General features: G+C 63.7%; 19 protein-coding genes. All 19 read right to left on the bottom strand.

What is annotated here, in order from left to right; translation table 11 throughout:
• Positions 1–63: 63 nt before the first annotated feature.
• Complete coding sequence (trpS, locus tag ACTIEZ_RS04820; protein ID WP_439545516.1) at positions 64–1059, bottom strand: tryptophan--tRNA ligase; 996 nt, start codon at positions 1057–1059, stop codon at positions 64–66.
• Entirely contained in the window at positions 1056–2627 is a 1572-nt protein-coding gene (gene murJ, locus ACTIEZ_RS04815; protein ID WP_439545515.1) for a murein biosynthesis integral membrane protein MurJ, read from the bottom strand. Before murJ ends, trpS begins: the two co-directional genes overlap by 4 nt.
• 157 nt (positions 2628–2784) lie before the next feature.
• Positions 2785–3288, bottom strand: a complete 504-nt coding sequence (gene secB, locus ACTIEZ_RS04810) for a protein-export chaperone SecB (protein WP_439545514.1) — start codon at positions 3286–3288, stop codon at positions 2785–2787.
• Positions 3289–3341: 53 nt separating this feature from the next.
• Positions 3342–3755: a 50S ribosomal protein L17 gene (gene rplQ / locus ACTIEZ_RS04805; RefSeq protein WP_439545513.1), complete on the bottom strand. Its 414-nt coding sequence runs from the start codon at positions 3753–3755 to the stop codon at positions 3342–3344.
• Positions 3756–3868: 113 nt separating this feature from the next.
• On the bottom strand, positions 3869–4918 hold the full coding sequence (locus ACTIEZ_RS04800) for a DNA-directed RNA polymerase subunit alpha (protein ID WP_439545512.1): 1050 nt from the start codon (positions 4916–4918) through the stop codon (positions 3869–3871).
• A gap of 107 nt (positions 4919–5025) precedes the next feature.
• Complete coding sequence (rpsK, locus tag ACTIEZ_RS04795; RefSeq protein ID WP_156254317.1) at positions 5026–5415, bottom strand: 30S ribosomal protein S11; 390 nt, start codon at positions 5413–5415, stop codon at positions 5026–5028.
• Positions 5416–5464: 49 nt separating this feature from the next.
• Positions 5465–5833 (bottom strand): 30S ribosomal protein S13, encoded by a 369-nt coding sequence (rpsM, locus tag ACTIEZ_RS04790; RefSeq protein WP_439545511.1) that lies wholly within the window; start codon positions 5831–5833, stop codon positions 5465–5467.
• A 164-nt stretch (positions 5834–5997) separates the two neighbouring features.
• On the bottom strand, positions 5998–6657 hold the full coding sequence (locus ACTIEZ_RS04785) for an adenylate kinase (protein ID WP_439545510.1): 660 nt from the start codon (positions 6655–6657) through the stop codon (positions 5998–6000).
• A complete protein-coding gene (gene secY / locus ACTIEZ_RS04780; RefSeq protein ID WP_439545509.1) occupies positions 6654–8006 on the bottom strand; it encodes a preprotein translocase subunit SecY in 1353 nt (450 codons plus the stop codon). The genes ACTIEZ_RS04785 and secY overlap by 4 nt, the downstream gene beginning before the upstream one ends.
• A 109-nt stretch (positions 8007–8115) precedes the next feature.
• Positions 8116–8655 carry a 50S ribosomal protein L15 gene (gene rplO / locus ACTIEZ_RS04775; protein ID WP_439545508.1) on the bottom strand — a complete coding sequence of 180 codons (540 nt, stop codon included), beginning with the start codon at positions 8653–8655 and terminating at the stop codon, positions 8116–8118.
• A gap of 52 nt (positions 8656–8707) precedes the next feature.
• Positions 8708–8890 carry a 50S ribosomal protein L30 gene (rpmD, locus tag ACTIEZ_RS04770; protein ID WP_439545507.1) on the bottom strand — a complete coding sequence of 61 codons (183 nt, stop codon included), beginning with the start codon at positions 8888–8890 and terminating at the stop codon, positions 8708–8710.
• Positions 8891–8901: 11 nt separating this feature from the next.
• Positions 8902–9624, bottom strand: coding sequence for a 30S ribosomal protein S5 (rpsE, locus tag ACTIEZ_RS04765; protein ID WP_439545506.1), 723 nt, complete (start codon positions 9622–9624; stop codon positions 8902–8904).
• Position 9625: 1 nt separating this feature from the next.
• Positions 9626–9979: a 50S ribosomal protein L18 gene (rplR, locus tag ACTIEZ_RS04760; RefSeq protein WP_439545505.1), complete on the bottom strand. Its 354-nt coding sequence runs from the start codon at positions 9977–9979 to the stop codon at positions 9626–9628.
• On the bottom strand, positions 9976–10509 hold the full coding sequence (gene rplF / locus ACTIEZ_RS04755; protein WP_439545504.1) for a 50S ribosomal protein L6: 534 nt from the start codon (positions 10507–10509) through the stop codon (positions 9976–9978). The genes rplR and rplF overlap by 4 nt, the downstream gene beginning before the upstream one ends.
• 1 nt (position 10510) lies before the next feature.
• Positions 10511–10906 (bottom strand): 30S ribosomal protein S8, encoded by a 396-nt coding sequence (gene rpsH, locus ACTIEZ_RS04750; protein WP_439545503.1) that lies wholly within the window; start codon positions 10904–10906, stop codon positions 10511–10513.
• Positions 10907–10916: 10 nt separating this feature from the next.
• On the bottom strand, positions 10917–11222 hold the full coding sequence (rpsN, locus tag ACTIEZ_RS04745; RefSeq protein WP_439545502.1) for a 30S ribosomal protein S14: 306 nt from the start codon (positions 11220–11222) through the stop codon (positions 10917–10919).
• 3 nt (positions 11223–11225) lie between these two features.
• Entirely contained in the window at positions 11226–11810 is a 585-nt protein-coding gene (gene rplE / locus ACTIEZ_RS04740) for a 50S ribosomal protein L5 (RefSeq protein ID WP_439545501.1), read from the bottom strand.
• Positions 11803–12123 carry a 50S ribosomal protein L24 gene (gene rplX, locus ACTIEZ_RS04735; RefSeq protein WP_439545500.1) on the bottom strand — a complete coding sequence of 107 codons (321 nt, stop codon included), beginning with the start codon at positions 12121–12123 and terminating at the stop codon, positions 11803–11805. The genes rplE and rplX overlap by 8 nt, the downstream gene beginning before the upstream one ends.
• On the bottom strand, positions 12123–12491 hold the full coding sequence (gene rplN, locus ACTIEZ_RS04730) for a 50S ribosomal protein L14 (RefSeq protein WP_353199432.1): 369 nt from the start codon (positions 12489–12491) through the stop codon (positions 12123–12125). Before rplN ends, rplX begins: the two co-directional genes overlap by 1 nt.
• Positions 12492–12505 lie beyond the last annotated feature (14 nt).

Here is a 12505-nt window from a genome sequence, read left to right as displayed (position 1 = left end):
GCGCCAACAATCGTGCAACGCAACTGACTGCCACATGAACGACCGGTAATGTGAGCTGCGGCATTACGCCACAAACCCTACGGCCCGGTGCACATCGGCCAGCACCGGCTCGGCAATGGCGCGGGCGCGGTCCGCACCGCGGGCGCAGATGGCTTCGATGGCGCTGGCGTCGTCCTTCAACGCGTTGAAACGTGCGGTGATCGGCGCCAGTTTCGCGACCATCACGTCGGCCAATGCCGGCTTGAACGCACCAAAGCCCTTGCCGCCGTGTTCGGCCAGCACCTGCGCCACATTGCTGTCGGTCAAGGCCGCCATCAGGTTGACCAGATTCGCCGCCTCCGGCCGCCCCACCAGCCCGGCTGCTTCGGATGGCAGCGCTTCCGGGTCGGTCTTGGCACGCTTGATCTTGGCGGCGATGGTGTCGGCATCGTCGGTCAGGTTGATGCGGCTCTGGTCGCTGGGATCGCTCTTCGACATCTTGGCGCTGCCATCGCGCAAGCTCATCACGCGGGTGGCCGGGCCTTCGATCACCGGCTCGGGCGGCGGGAACAGCTCGACACCATAATCATTGTTGAACTTGATGGCGATGTCGCGCGCCAGCTCCAGATGCTGTTTCTGATCTTCGCCCACCGGCACATGGGTGGCGCGATAGGCCAGAATGTCGGCGGCCTGCAGCACCGGGTAGGTATAGAGGCCCACCGAAGCACCTTCGCGGTCCTTGCCGCTCTTTTCCTTGAACTGGGTCATACGGTTCAGCCAGCCGACGCGCGCCGTGCACATCAGCACCCAGGCCAGTTCGGCATGCACGCGCACCCGGCTTTGCGGAAACAGGATGCAGCGTTCGGGATCGAGACCAGCAGCAATCAGCGCGGCGACCATTTCCTGGATGCCGCGGCGCAGCGTGGCCGGATCCTGCGCCACGGTGATGGCATGCAGATCGACGACACAGAAGATGCACTCGGCCTCGTCCTGCAGCCGCACCCAATTGCGGATCGCGCCGAGATAATTGCCCAGATGCAGATTGCCGGTGGGCTGAATGCCCGAAAAAACCCGTTTCATGTGCGTTTCCGTTTCAATTGCGACCGCAGCCCTGACAGCGTGAACAGGCCAAGCGCGCGCGCCGCGCCCACATAGGCGAGGCCGCCCAACCCAAGCAACAGTGCCAGTGCGGCAATCCTGAGCGCCAGTCCATCATCGGCAGTCGTAAGCCTGCCGATGCCCTGCTCTGCCAGCCAAAGCACCGCCAGCATCGCCAGTGTGGCCAGCACCAACCGCGGCAGGCTGCGCCGGGCGCGTTCATCCAGCGCGAACTGCCCGCGCCGCATCAGCAGCCACCACAGCACGCCGGCATTGCCCCAGGCGGCGATCGCCGTGCCCAGCGCGATGCCGACATGGCCGAGCGGCCACACCAGCACCAGATTCGCCACCAGATTGACCAACATCGCGCCCAGCGCCACCCGCACCGGCGTGCGGGTATCGCTGCGCGCGTGGAAGCCGGGGGTGAGCACCTTGATCAGCACATAAGCCGGCAGCCCGAGCGCAAACGCGGCCAGCGCGGCGGCGGTCTGCCGCGTGTCGAGCGCGGTGAAGGCGCCATGCTGGAACAGCACGCTGATGATCGGGCCGGCCACCAGCGCCAGGCCCGCCGCGGCCGGCAATGTGAGCAGCAGCACCAATTCGATCGCGCGGTTCTGCTGGGCCAGCGCGGCGCTGGCGTCACCGGCGGCGAGCAGGCGTGACATGGCCGGCAGCAAGGCCGTGCCGACGCCGATGCCGATGATGCCGAGCGGAAGCTGGTTGAGGCGATCCGCATAATAGAGCCAACTGACCGCACCTTCACCCAGGAAGCGCGCGGCGAGCGCTGTGGAGATCAGCAGGTTGATCTGCACGGCCCCGGCCCCCAGCGCGGCGGGCAGGATCAATTGCAGCAGGGTCTTCACCTCGGGGGTCAGGCGCGGCCAGCGCAAGCGCAGGCCGAGGCCGGCGCGATTGCACGACCACATCAGCCAGATCAATTGCGCCACCCCGCCCAGCGTCACACACAGCGCCTGCACGCCGGCCACCGCCGCCGCATCGTCGCCAGCCGACAACAACAAGCCGGTGATCAGCACCAGGTTGAGCAGGATCGGCGCGGCAGCATTCACCGCAAAGCGCCCGACCGCATTGAGCAGGCCGCCCAAGAGCGACACGAGGCTGATCAGCATCAGATAGGGGAAGGTCAGCCGCGTGAAGTGGACGGTGAGCGCGAATTTGTCCGGCGACGCGTCGGGAAAGCCGCCGGTGAGCGCCCACACCACCGGCGCGGCACCCACCACCATCACGACCGTGAACAGCAGCAGGAACGGCAGCAGCACTGCCAGTACGGCTTCGGCGAAGCGGCGGGCGCCGTCCAGCCTGCCGTCTTCGGCGCCGATCCGCTGGTTGAGCATCGGCACGAAGGCCGCAGCCAATGCGCCCTCGGCAAACAGCGCACGGAACAAATTGGGCAGGCGCTGGGCGATCAGGAAAGCGTCAGCGGCCATGCCGGCACCGAGCAAGGTCGCCTGCAGAACATCGCGGACGAAGCCGGCGATGCGGGACAGCAGGGTGAAGCTGCCGATGGTGGCAGTGGCGCGGACGAGGTTCATCGCGCTGGGGATGACGTGTTGCCGGCAATAGTGCAAGGCGCCGCGGCAAAGCCGCGTCGTGACGTCGAACGAGCTCGGTCAGCCTGAGGGCTGACCGCCTCGCCGGCCGCGCTTGCGCGAGTCGGTGTCCAGCGCGGAGCGCTGGCCACGCGCCGCGCTACGCGTTGCCGATTTGGCCGTTGCCGCCCTGTTGGGCCAGATACAGCGCGCCGAAATCGATCGGATCGAGCATCAGCGGCGGGAAGCCACCATCACGCACCGCATCGGCAATGATGCGACGGGCAAACGGGAACAGGATGCGCGGGGCTTCGATGATGCAGAACGGCTCCAGCGCTTCTTCCGGCACATTCTGCAGGCCGAACAGGCCGGCATAGAGCAAATCAACGAGGAAGGTGGCAGTGCCATCCACATCGGCCTTGGCAGTGATCTTCAGCTCGACTTCGAAGACATTGTCAGCGGCCTTGCGGGCGTTGACGCCGACATTCACGTCGATGCGCGGCTGGCCCTGCATCTGCAAGCTGCCCGGCGCATTCGGATTTTCGAACGACAGATCCTTCACATATTGGGTGATGATCGCCACCTGCGGCAGCGGTTCCCCCCCGAATCCTTCATTTTCAAAGCCATTTTCAGGCGATGCGCCCAGATCGATTTCGTCGGTCATGCTGGCAGGTCCTTGTGGCAAAAACGCTTGGGCTGGCTTTAGCGGCCAACAGCTCAGTCGTCGTCACCAAATTCCTGGATCGGGCCCGAATCCTGGCCCTTGGCATCGACATTGCGGTCCACGAACTCGATGATCGCCATCGGCGTCGCGTCCGACCGGCGCACGCCGGCCTTGACGACGCGGATATAGCCGCCTTCCCGGCTGGCGTAGCGCGCAGCCAGTTCGTCGAACAGCTTCGCAAGCTGGGTTTCATCGCCCAGCCGGGCCTGGGCAAGACGGCGGTTGGAGAGGCCACCATGCTTGGCCAGCGTCACCAGCTTTTCGATGTAGGGGCGCAATTCCTTGGCCTTGGGCAGAGTCGTCTTGATCTGCTCATGCTTGATCAGGCTGGCCGACATGTTGCGCAGCATCGCGATGCGATGCGCACTGGTACGGCCGAGTTTGCGGTGGGCGACGCCGTGGCGCATTGGTCTTCTCCGTTCGTATCCGGGCCGTATCAGGTACCCTGATCCAGGCTGATGATGGGGTCAGCCAGACGCCCCTGTTGAAATCCGGCCGCCCGTTGCCGGACGGCCGAACCTCAGAACTCTTGCTCGAGCTTCTTAGCCATTTCCTCGATATTCTCCGGCGGCCAACCGGCGATTTCCATGCCAAGGCGCAGGCCCATCTGGGACAGGACTTCCTTGATCTCGTTAAGCGACTTGCGGCCGAAGTTCGGGGTGCGCAACATTTCGCTCTCGGTCTTCTGCACCAGATCGCCGATGTAGATGATATTGTCGTTCTTCAGGCAGTTCGCCGACCGCACCGACAATTCCAGTTCATCGACCTTCTTGAGCAGATAGCGGTTGATGCTGGCACTGTCGTCGACTTCGACCACGCCGCCGGTCGTTGCATGCGCCACTGGCGCCACCACTACGGCATCTTCGAAGTTCACGAACAACTGCAGCTGATCCTGCAGGATCTTGGCACCATAGGCCAGCGCATCGTCCGGCGACAGGCTGCCATCGGTTTCCACCGTGATCGTCAGCTTGTCGTAATCCAGTTCCTGGCCGACGCGGGTGTTGTCCACCTTGTAGCTGACCTGGCGCACCGGCGAATAGAGCGCATCGACCGGCACCAGGCCGATCGGCGCATCCGCCGGGCGGTTGGCGCTGGCCGGAACATAGCCCTTGCCGGTTTCCACCGTCAGTTCCATGTTCAGCGTGGCGCCTTCGTCCAGCGTGCAGATCACCAGGCCCTTGTTCATCACTTCCATGTCGCCGGTGACGGCAATCTGGCCAGCGGTGACCGGGCCGGGGCCAGTGGCGTTCAGGTAAACGCGCTTGGCCTGATCACCGGCCATGCGAATCGCCACCTGCTTGATGTTCAGCACGATGTCGGTAACGTCTTCACGCACACCGGTCAGGCTGGAAAATTCGTGCAACACGCCGTCGATCTTGATCGCGGTGACGGCGGCGCCCTGCAGCGAGGACAGCAGCACCCGGCGCAGGGCATTGCCCAGCGTCAGGCCAAAGCCACGCTCCAGCGGTTCGGCGACGAAGGCCGCCTTGTGCTTGCCGTCGCCGGTCGCGCGCTGCTCCAGGCGGTTGGGCTTCTTGAGTTCAGTCCAGTTCTTGGCGATGACTGCCACAGTGTTCACCTCGGTCTTGGAAGGGGCGGATCGTCACCCGCTCGTCCCGTTGTACGTTGGGTATGGAACGCAAGCGCCGTCGGGGCCCCGGCGCCAGGGCAGACGGTTCAGACGCGGCGGCGCTTGGGCGGGCGCACGCCATTGTGCGGGATCGGCGTCACGTCGCGGATCGCGGTGATGGTGAAACCCACCGCCTGCAGCGCGCGCAATGCCGATTCGCGGCCCGACCCGGGGCCACGCACTTCGACTTCCAGCGTGCGGACGCCGTGTTCGGCGGCCTTCTTGCCGGCATCTTCGGCCGCCATCTGCGCCGCGAACGGCGTCGATTTGCGGCTGCCCTTGAACCCCATGGTCCCGGCCGACGACCAGGCAATCGCATTGCCCTGCGCATCGGTGATGGTGATCATGGTGTTGTTGAAGCTGGCGTTGACATGCGCCACGCCGCTGGTGATGTTCTTGCGCTCCCGGCGCTTGATGCGAGCTACTTCGCGAGCCATTTCAAATTTCCCTTAAAGCCTGTGATGAAGAAGAGCAGCGAAACCGCGCTTACTTCTTCTTGCCGGCGATCGGCTTGGCCTTGCCCTTGCGGGTGCGGGCGTTGGTGTGGGTGCGCTGGCCGCGGACCGGCAGGCCCTTGCGATGGCGCAGACCGCGATAGCAGGCCAGATCCATCAACCGCTTGATGTTCATCGAATTCTGACGACGAAGATCCCCTTCGACGGTCAGTTCGCGATCGATCTTTTCGCGGATCAGCAACACTTCGGCGTCGGTCAGGTCCTGAACGCGGCGCTCCGGCGGGAAGCCGAGTTCCGAGGCCAGACGGCTGGCGGTGGTCCGGCCGATGCCATGAATATAGGTCAAGGCGATTTCAACGCGCTTGTTGGTCGGGATGTTAACACCCGCAATACGTGCCACAAATTGATCCTTTCATGCTCCACGGCGGTTCGGGGCAGGGAACCACCATCTCAAAGCAACGTGCCGACCACCCAGGCGGGCCGCCGGTTCACGTCCGTCCATGCGGAAGTGAGCGGCCTAAGCAGGAGTCGCGCCATTGTCAAGCCTGTTTACCAGGCCGGACGTCAAACCCCCGATTGGGCGTCCACGATCGCGTCGATGCTCACTGCAACATCGTCCATGCTGGCCATGCCATCCACCCGGCTGACGATGCCCCGACCGGCATAATGCGGGATGATCGGCGCCGTCTTGGCACGATACTCGGCCATGCGCTGGCGCACTGTGCCTTCGTTATCATCGGCGCGGCGCTTGAACTCCGTGCTGCCGCACGCATCGCAAACGCCTTCGGTGGCCGGCAATTTATACCGATCATGATAGCCTTCGCCGCAGTTGGCGCAAGTGAAGCGCCCGGTCACGCGATCGACCAGCACATCCTCGTCCACCACCAGTTCGATGACATGATCGAGGCGCAGGCCCTTGGCGGCCAGCATCGCGTCCAGCGCATCGGCCTGCACATCGGTGCGCGGATAGCCATCGAGGATGAAACCGGCGCGTGCGTCGGGTTGATCCAGTCGTTCCGACAAGATGCCGTTGACGATCTCATCCGACACCAGGCCGCCGCTGTTCATCACCGCTTTGGCGGCTAGGCCCACCGGGGTCCCGGCGACAACGGCCGCGCGCAGCATGTCACCCGTGGAAAGCTGCACAAGGCCGCGTTCCTTGACGAGGCGGCTGGCCTGGGTCCCCTTGCCCGCTCCCGGCGGGCCCAACAAGATCAAGTTCAACGGCGATTCCCCCTGAGTTTGGACTTCTTGATGAGTCCCTCATATTGATGGGCCAGCATGTGGCTCTGGATTTGCGCGACCGTGTCCATCGTCACGTTCACCACGATCAATAGCGAAGTGCCGCCGAAATAGAAGGGCACGGCCAGCTCGCTGATCAGGAATTCCGGCAACAGGCAGATGAGGGTGAGGTAGGCGGCGCCCACGACCGTCAACCGGGTGAGCACATAATCGAGATAATCCGCCGTGCGCGCACCCGGACGGATGCCGGGCACAAAGCCGCCATATTTCTTCAGATTTTCCGCCGTCTCTTCCGGGTTGAACACCACCGCGGTGTAGAAGAAGCTGAAGAAGATGATGCCGGCGGCATAGAGGAACATATAGAGCGGCGCGCCGTGCTGCAGGGCGGTGGTGACCGTGGTCATCCATTCCGGCAACTGGCCCTGCTGGCTGAAGAATTGCGCCACGGTGAGCGGCATCAGCAGCAGCGAGCTGGCAAAGATCGGCGGGATCACGCCGGCGGTGTTGATTTTCAGCGGCAGGTGGCTGCTGTCACCCTGGAAAGTGCGGTTGCCGGTCTGGCGCTTGGGATACTGGATCAGGATCTTGCGCTGCGCGCGCTCCATCAGGCAGATGAAGGCAATCGTCGCCAGCGCCAGCACCGCCACCAGCAGCACGAAGCCGCCCGAAATCGCGCCAGTGCGGCCCTGTTCAAACATCGTGCCCAGCGCCGAGGGCAATTGCGCCACGATGCCGGCCATGATGATCAGCGAAATGCCATTGCCGATGCCGCGGCTGGTGATCTGTTCGCCCAGCCACATCAGGAACATGGTGCCACCAAGCAGCGAGATGACGATCGAGATACGGAAGAACCAGCCCGGATCGAGCACGGCCGACGCGCCAGTGCCGGCACCCCAGCTTTCCAGGCCCACGGCAATGCCATAGCCCTGCACGATGGTGAGGAACACGGTGCCATAGCGCGTATATTGATTCAGCGTCTTGCGGCCGGCCTCACCTTCCTTTTTCAGCGCGATGAAGCTGGGCAACAGCGAGCCGAGCAACTGCACCACGATGGAAGCGGTGATGTAGGGGGTAACGCCCAATGCAATCAGGCTCATGCGCTCAAGTGCGCCACCGGAAAACATGTTGAAGAAATCGAGCACGCCGCCGCGCGTCTGATCGAACAGGGTCGACAGCGCCAGCGGATCGATACCGGGCAAGGGCACGAAGCTGATCAGGCGGAACACCACCAGCGCGCCGAGCGTGAACCAGATCCGGTTCTTCAGCTCGGTGGCCTTGGAGAAGTTGGCGAACGACAGGTTCGCGGACATTTGTTCGGCGGCTGACGCCATGGCACCTTACCCGATCATGCTGGTCCGTAAACGGCGAAGCGCCGCGTGCCATTCCATGTAGGCGACACGCGGCGCAATTGCCATGGGGTCTGTTGACCCGGACTTGTTCTTACTTCGCGGTCTTTGCGGCACGAGCGGCAGCGCGCGCGGCCCTGGCTTCGTCCTTGGTCAGCGGCGCCGGTGCCGGTGCCGGCAACTCGATCGAGCCGCCAGCCGCTTCGACCGCCGCCTTGGCCGTGGCCGAAGCACCGGCCAGCTTGAGATTGACCTTGGCGGTCAGCGTGCCGACGCCCAGCAGGCGCACGCCGTCGCGGGCGTGGGTGATGATGCCGCCATCGACCAGCGCCTGCGCGTCGATCACCTGGCCAGGATCAATGCGCTCGGCATCGATCGCCGACTGCAGCGTGCCCAGGTTGAGCACCGCATAATCCTTGCGGAAGATATTGTTGAAGCCACGCTTCGGGATACGCATGTGCAGCGGCATCTGGCCGCCTTCGAAGCCCTTGATGGCAACGCCGGACCGGCTGGTCTGGCCCTTCTGGCCGCGCCCCGAGGTCTTGCCGACGCCCGAGCCGATGCCGCGGCCAACGCGCACGCGCTTCTTGCGGGCGCCGGGATTGTCGTGAAGGTCGCTGAGTTTCGTCGTCATGTGATGCACTCGCTTTCGCTTACGCGCTTGATTTCAATAATGGGGTGAAGAGTCAGGCGACTTCTTCAACCTTCAACAGATGCGCCACGCGTGCGATCATGCCGCGAATTTCCGGCGTGTCGGTGTGCTCGCGTGAACGATGCATCTTGTTGAGGCCCAGCCCGATCAGGTTCTTTTCCTGAATGGGCGTGCGGCGGATCGGCGAACCGATCTGGGTGACTTTCAGCTTGGCCATGATATCGCTCCTCAAGCCACAGCTTCGGCTTCAGCTTCGGCCGCCTTGGCCGAAACATCGCCGCGCCGAGCCAGCAGATCCACCACCTTCTTGCCGCGGCGCTGGGCCACGCTCTTCGGGCTGACCTGGCCGGACAGCGCCGCAAAAGTGGCGCGGATCATGTTGTAGGGATTGTTGGTGCCCACCGACTTGGTGACCACGTCGGCCACGCCCAGCGATTCGAACACCGCACGCATCGGACCACCAGCGATGATGCCGGTGCCCTGCGTTGCCGAGCGCACATAGACCTTGCCGGCGCCGAAATGGCCATAGCCATCATGGTGCAGGGTGCGGCCTTCGCGCAGCGAGACGCGGATCATCGCCTTCTTGGCGGCCGCCGTCGCCTTGGCGATGGCTTCCGGCACTTCGCGCGCCTTGCCATGACCAAAACCGACCCGGCCCTTGCCGTCGCCGACCACGACCAGTGCCGCAAAGCCGAAGCGCTTGCCGCCCTTGACGGTCTTCGACACGCGGTTGATGTGGACCAGCTTTTCGATCAGCTCTTCGCCCGGCGGTTCACCGCTGTTGTCACGGCCACGCTTGTTGCGATCATTGGGGCCACCACGGCGATCACCGCCACCACGGCCACGATTGTCACCGCCGCCGGGACCACGACCCCGATTGCCCCGACCACCACCAGGTCCGCGGTTTTCGGCTTCCGGCGGAGCGCCGGTCACTTCGATTTCATCAGCCATCTCAGAACTCCAGCCCGCCTTCGCGGGCTCCCTCGGCGAGCGCCTTCACGCGGCCATGGAACAGGAAACCGCCACGATCGAACACGACCGCCGACACGCCAGCCGCCTTGGCCCGCTCGGCCAGGCGCTTGCCAACGTCCGCTGCTGCGGTGGTGGTGGCGCCCGACGCATCGCGCATGTCCTTCTCCAGGCTCGATGCGGCCGCCAGGGTGATGCCCTTGGTGTCGTCGATGACCTGCGCATAGATATGCTGCGAAGAACGATGGATGGACAGGCGCGGACGGCCACCGCTCTTGAGGCGGATGGCGGTGCGCACCCGGCGTCGACGCTGGTTGAAAGGGGTGAGCTTGCTCATTTCTTCTTCCCTTCCTTGCGGAAGATAAACTCGCCGCGATACTTGATGCCCTTGCCCTTGTAGGGCTCCGGCTTGCGCCAGCGGCGGATTTCGGCGGCAACCTGACCAACACGCTGCTTGTCGGACCCGCTGATTTCCACCGTGGTCTGATCGGGCGTCTTGATCGTGATCCCTTCCGGGATCGCGAAATCGACATCATGGCTGTAGCCGAGCTGCAGCTTGAGGTTGGAGCCCTGTACCGATGCACGATAGCCAACGCCGGTGATCAGCAGCACCTTGGTGAAGCCGGCCGAAACACCGGTCACCAGATTGGACACCAAAGTACGCTGCATGCCCCAGAAGGCACGGGCGCGCTTGGTATCGCTGGCCGGCTGCACGGCGATCAGGCCGGCATCGATGGTGTAGCTGATGTCGTCCACCAGCGGCATCGACATCTCGCCCTTGGGCCCCTTCACCGACAGGATCCGGTCGTTGATGGTGGCGGTAACGCCGGCCGGAATGGCGACGGCCTTTTTTCCGATGCGCGACATATCAGAACACCTGGCAGAGGATTTCGCCGCCAACATTCTGGTCGCGTGCTTCCGCATCCGACAGAACGCCCTGTGGCGTCGAAACGATGACAATGCCCAGCCCGTTGCGGATGCGCGGCAGCTCGGTGGCGCCGCTGTAAACGCGGCGGCCGGGCTTCGACACACGGGCAACATGCTGGATGGCGGGACGACCTTCGAAATATTTCAGGTCGATGCGCAGATTCTGGTGCACGCCATCGAGCACCGAGGAATAGCCGCGGATATAGCCTTCGCGCTGCAGCACATCGAGCACGCGGGCACGCAGGCGGGACGCCGGCGTCAAAATGGAATCCTTGCGGGCCTGCTGGCCGTTCCGGATTCGGGTGAGCATGTCGCCCAGCGGATCAGACATTGACATGGGTCTATCCTTACCAGCTCGACTTGGTCACACCGGGGATCAGGCCCTTGTTGGCCAGTTCCCGCAGCATGATGCGCGAAAGCTTGAACTTGCGGTAATAGGCGCGCGGGCGCCCGGTGAGTTCGCAACGGTTGCGCACCCGGGTCGGGTTCGCGTTGCGCGGCAGTTCCGCCATCTTCAGGCGCGCCATCAACCGCTCCTCGTCGGGACGGTTGGTATCATTGGCAATCGCCTTCAGCACGGCATATTTGCCGGCGTACTTCACCACGAGCGCCTTGCGGTGCTCATTCTTGTTGATCATCGACAGCTTTGCCATGGTTCAGGCCGCCTGCTTTTCAAGAGTGTAGCCAACGAACGGGAACCCGAAGAGCGAGAGCAGCGCGCGGGCTTCCTCGTCGGTCTTCGCGGTGGTCGTCACGATGATGTCCATGCCGCGGATCGTGTCGATCCGGTCATAGTTGATTTCCGGGAAAATCAGCTGTTCCTTGATCCCGCAGGCATAGTTGCCGCGGCCATCGAACGACTTGGCCGACAGGCCACGGAAATCCTTCACGCGCGGCAGCGCGATCGTGACGAACCGGTCCAGGAATTCATACATGCGCTCACGGCGCAGCGTGACCTTGCAGCCGATCGGCATGCCTTCACGCAGCTTGAACTGCGCGACCGACTTCTTGGCGCGGCAGATCACCGGGCGCTGCCCTGCGATCAGCGCCATTTCACCGGCGGCCTGCTCGACCTTCTTCTTGTCCTGGGTGGCTTCACCGACACCCATGTTGAGCACGATCTTGTCGACGCGCGGCACTTCCATGACGTTCTTGTAGCCGAACAGCTCCGTCATCTTCGCACGGATGGTGTCGGCATACAGCGTCTGCATGCGCGGCAGCGTGGTTGGGTTCTCAGCCATCGATCCGGGCTCCCGACTTCTTGGCGACGCGCACTTTCTTGCCGTCCACCATCTCGAAACCGACGCGGGTCGGCTGACCCGTGGTCGGGTCCTTGATCGCCACCTTGCTGGCCGCCATCGGCGCTTCGATACGCTCGATGCCGCCGTTGGGGTTCGACTGCGACGGCTTGTTGTGCTTGGTGATCAGGTTGACACCCGACACCACCAGCTTGCCATCACGCGGCAGGTTGCGGGTCACGGTGCCTTCCTTGCCCTTGTCCTTGCCGGACAGGACGATGACCGTGTCACCCTTCTTGATCTTCAAAGCACTCATTACAGCACCTCCGGCGCCAGGCTGATGATCTTCATGTGGCCCGACGCGCGCAGTTCACGCACCACCGGCCCAAAGATGCGGGTGCCGATCGGCTCCTCGTTCTTGTTGATCAACACGGCAGCATTGCTGTCGAAACGGATCACCGAGCCATCGGCGCGGCGGATGTCCTTGGCGGTGCGCACCACGACAGCGCGGTGCACATCACCCTTCTTCACCTTGCCCTTGGGCTGCGCTTCCTTCACCGACACGACAATGATGTCGCCCACGCCGGCAAAGCGACGCTTGGAGCCGCCCAGGACCTTGATGCACATCACCCGCTTGGCGCCACTATTGTCCGCCACATCGAGGTTCGTCTGCATCTGGATCATGTTTTCGATCCTTC

The sequence above is a fragment of the Sandarakinorhabdus sp. genome, assembly GCF_051860625.1.
In the GTDB taxonomy this organism is placed as follows: Bacteria; Pseudomonadota; Alphaproteobacteria; order Sphingomonadales; family Sphingomonadaceae; genus Sandarakinorhabdus.
The sequence above is the reverse complement of the archived record's forward strand: the minus strand, read 5'-3'. Positions and strand labels throughout refer to the sequence as shown.

What these genes read in the sequence shown, in the direction of transcription:
- trpS (WP_439545516.1), bottom strand. Translation starts at nt 1,059, where the DNA reads ATGAAACGGGTTTTTTCGGGCATTCAGCCCACCGGCAATCTGCATCTG.
- murJ (WP_439545515.1), bottom strand. Translation starts at nt 2,627, where the DNA reads ATGAACCTCGTCCGCGCCACTGCCACCATCGGCAGCTTCACCCTGCTG.
- secB (WP_439545514.1), bottom strand. Translation starts at nt 3,288, where the DNA reads ATGACCGACGAAATCGATCTGGGCGCATCGCCTGAAAATGGCTTTGAA.
- rplQ (WP_439545513.1), bottom strand. Translation starts at nt 3,755, where the DNA reads ATGCGCCACGGCGTCGCCCACCGCAAACTCGGCCGTACCAGTGCGCAT.
- rpsK (WP_156254317.1), bottom strand. Translation starts at nt 5,415, where the DNA reads ATGGCTCGCGAAGTAGCTCGCATCAAGCGCCGGGAGCGCAAGAACATC.
- secY (WP_439545509.1), bottom strand. Translation starts at nt 8,006, where the DNA reads ATGGCGTCAGCCGCCGAACAAATGTCCGCGAACCTGTCGTTCGCCAAC.
- rplO (WP_439545508.1), bottom strand. Translation starts at nt 8,655, where the DNA reads ATGACGACGAAACTCAGCGACCTTCACGACAATCCCGGCGCCCGCAAG.
- rpmD (WP_439545507.1), bottom strand. Translation starts at nt 8,890, where the DNA reads ATGGCCAAGCTGAAAGTCACCCAGATCGGTTCGCCGATCCGCCGCACG.
- rpsE (WP_439545506.1), bottom strand. Translation starts at nt 9,624, where the DNA reads ATGGCTGATGAAATCGAAGTGACCGGCGCTCCGCCGGAAGCCGAAAAC.
- rplR (WP_439545505.1), bottom strand. Translation starts at nt 9,979, where the DNA reads ATGAGCAAGCTCACCCCTTTCAACCAGCGTCGACGCCGGGTGCGCACC.
- rplF (WP_439545504.1), bottom strand. Translation starts at nt 10,509, where the DNA reads ATGTCGCGCATCGGAAAAAAGGCCGTCGCCATTCCGGCCGGCGTTACC.
- rpsH (WP_439545503.1), bottom strand. Translation starts at nt 10,906, where the DNA reads ATGTCAATGTCTGATCCGCTGGGCGACATGCTCACCCGAATCCGGAAC.
- rpsN (WP_439545502.1), bottom strand. Translation starts at nt 11,222, where the DNA reads ATGGCAAAGCTGTCGATGATCAACAAGAATGAGCACCGCAAGGCGCTC.
- rplE (WP_439545501.1), bottom strand. Translation starts at nt 11,810, where the DNA reads ATGGCTGAGAACCCAACCACGCTGCCGCGCATGCAGACGCTGTATGCC.
- rplX (WP_439545500.1), bottom strand. Translation starts at nt 12,123, where the DNA reads ATGAGTGCTTTGAAGATCAAGAAGGGTGACACGGTCATCGTCCTGTCC.
- rplN (WP_353199432.1), bottom strand. Translation starts at nt 12,491, where the DNA reads ATGATCCAGATGCAGACGAACCTCGATGTGGCGGACAATAGTGGCGCC.